We start from the raw sequence: 2,728 nt of genomic DNA on the forward strand, positions 1-2,728 counted from the left end.
CGGACACCGCAGATCCGCCAGACAAGGGCGCTTCGGCGGCGCAGAACTCCCTCGCGCCGCTCGCACATGGGACGGAGTCGATGCAGGCCCTACTGAGATTCTCCCGCGCCGTGGACTGGCTGAATGCCCGGGTCGGCAAGTACGCGATCTGGGTGATCTTTGCCGCCACGGTCATCAGCGCCCTGAACGCCATCGTGCGCAAGCTGTTCGACACCAGTTCGAACGCCTATCTCGAGGCGCAGTGGTATCTGTTCGCCTGGTCGTTCCTGGTCGCTGCCGGCTACACGCTGCTGCATCGCGAGCACGTGCGCATCGACGTCGTCAACAGCCGTCTGCCGAAGACGGTACGCGTGTGGATCGACATCGTCGGCTACCTGCTGTTCCTGACGCCCATCTGCGTGATGGCGCTGTACCTGTGCACACCGCAGGCCATCGGCAAGTTCGTCTCGGGCGAGATGTCGGGCAACCCCGGGGGCCTGATCCGCTGGCCGGTGTGGCTCGCGCTTCCCGTCGGCTTCACGCTGCTTCTGCTGCAGGGATGGTCGGAACTGATCAAGTGCATCGCCTTCCTCCGGGGAGCGGGGCCGGATCCCACCGGGCGGCACAGCGCAGAGAGTGACGAGGAACGACTCGTCGAGGCCCTGCGCGAGCGCAACGCCGAGCGCGAAAGCGGCGGCAGTGCGTCGCAGCCGGCGCACTGAACGCGACGAGCGCCCGCACGATGGAATTCATTGCCGCCAACTTCGCCCCCCTGATGTTCGGAGGCCTGATCCTGTTCCTGATCCTCGGCTTTCCGGTCGCTTTCAGCCTCGGCGCTGCGGGGCTGGTCTTCGGCCTGCTCGGCGTCGTCGTCGACCTCTTTCCGCCCGCCATTCTGGCGGTGCTGCCGTTCCGGCTGATCGGCATCATGGCCAACGAGACGCTGCTGGCCGTGCCGTTCTTCACGCTGATGGGCCTGATCCTCGAGCGCAGCGGCATGGCCGAGGACCTGCTCGATTCGGTGGGACAGGTGTTCGGCCCCCTGCGCGGCGGCCTGGCGCTGGCCGTCATCTTCGTCGGCGCCATGCTCGCCGCCACCACGGGGGTCGTCGCGGCCTCGGTGATCTCGATGGGCCTGATCTCCCTGCCGATCATGCTGCGCTATGGCTACAGCCGCAGCCTGAGCAGCGGCGTGATCGCAGCCTCGGGCACGCTGGCGCAGATCATCCCGCCGTCGCTGGTGCTGATCGTTCTGGCCGACCAGATGGGCAAGAGCGTGGGCGACATGTACAAGGGCGCCTTCGTTCCGGGCTTCGCGCTGATGGGCCTGTACGTGCTGTGGGTGGTCTTCCTGGCCATCTTCAAGCCGAGCACGGTCCCGGCGCTGCCCCCCGAGGCACGCACGTTCCGGGAACCCAACGGCAGCCATGGCTATCGCTCGCTCGCCGTGCTCGCCGCGCTGTCGGCCACGGTGGCGGTGTTCCTCGGGCAGCACATGGAAGCGGTCCATACCTGGTGGCAGGGCGAACTGGTCGAGCACGTGCCGACCGACGAAAAGATCGTCGTGGCCATGTGCGGCGGCGTGTTCGTCGCCTGGCTGATCGCCGTCGTCAACCGGCTGACGCATCTGGGCCTGCTCTCGAAGCTGGCCGAGCGCGTGACCTTCGTGCTGATTCCGCCGCTGCTGCTGATCTTCCTGGTCCTGGGAACGATCTTCCTCGGCGTGGCCACCCCGACCGAAGGCGGCGCGATGGGCGCCATGGGTGCGCTCGTCATGGCGGTGCTGCGCAAACGCCTCAGCTGGCAGCTGCTCGAGCAGGCGCTGGCGACGACCACCCGGCTGTCCTCGTTCGTCATGTTCATCCTGGTCGGCGCGACCATCTTCAGCATGGTGTTCCAGTCGGCCGACGGTCCGGTGTGGGTCGAGCACCTGTTAAGCAAGCTGCCCGGCGGACAACTGGGCTTTCTCATCTTCGTGAACATCCTGGTGTTCGTGCTGGCGTTCTTCCTCGATTTCTTCGAGCTCTCGTTCATCGTCGTGCCGGTGCTCGCGCCGATCGCGGACAAGATGGGGATCGACCTGATCTGGTTCGGCGTGCTGCTCGCGGTCAACATGCAGACCTCGTTCCTGCACCCGCCATTCGGTTTCGCGCTGTTCTACCTGCGTTCGGTCGCTCCCGACAAACCCTATGTGGACCCTGTCACGGGCAGGACGATGGAGCCGGTCACCACGATGCAGATCTACAAGGGCGCGATTCCCTTCCTGATCCTGCAGTTGGCGATGGTCGCGATCCTGATCGCCCTCCCCGTTCTGGTGACCGGCAACCTCGAAAAGAAATCCAACGTCGACCTGGAGGCCGTCGGCACGCGGATGCTGCAACAACTGGAGAATGCGCCGGGGTTCGGCGTGGGCGTGCCCGGACTGGGCGAGGGCGAGAACGCCGACACGTCATCCGAGAACGCGGACACGCCACCCGAGAACGCGGACACGCCACCGCAGGGCGAGAACGCGGACGACCCCGTGAAGGCCCTGGAGAGGTCGCTCGGGAAACCGTAGCGCGAAGCGCGCGCACAAGGAAAAACCGCGGCACCAGGCCGCGGTTTTCCGTCTCGAGGGCGGCGCAGCCGCCCCCAGCCCGCGTCAGATCTTGAGCGAAGCCATGGTCTGCGTGAATTGCAGCTCGGACACGCGATTCCAGAGAATCTGGTCGCGCTGGAAGGCTCGCAGGTCGTCGAAGACCTTCTTGAA

At 66.0% G+C, this 2,728-nt stretch carries 2 protein-coding genes; both read left to right on the forward strand.

The annotated features are described in order from the left end of the window. On the forward strand, window positions 1–701 hold a 701-nt coding region (locus Q0X16_RS13130), incomplete at its 5' end, for a TRAP transporter small permease subunit (protein ID WP_297835285.1). Window positions 702–721: 20 nt separating this feature from the next. Further along, window positions 722–2,536, forward strand: coding sequence for a TRAP transporter large permease subunit (locus Q0X16_RS13135; RefSeq protein WP_297835288.1), 1,815 nt, complete (start codon window positions 722–724; stop codon window positions 2,534–2,536). Window positions 2,537–2,728 lie beyond the last annotated feature (192 nt).

The sequence above is a fragment of the Thermomonas sp. genome, from assembly GCF_025993755.1.
Lineage (GTDB): Bacteria > Pseudomonadota > Gammaproteobacteria > Xanthomonadales > Xanthomonadaceae > Thermomonas.

Coding starts and splice junctions, on each gene's coding strand:
- Q0X16_RS13135 (WP_297835288.1), top strand. CDS start 722: ATGGAATTCATTGCCGCCAACTTCGCCCCCCTGATGTTCGGAGGCCTG.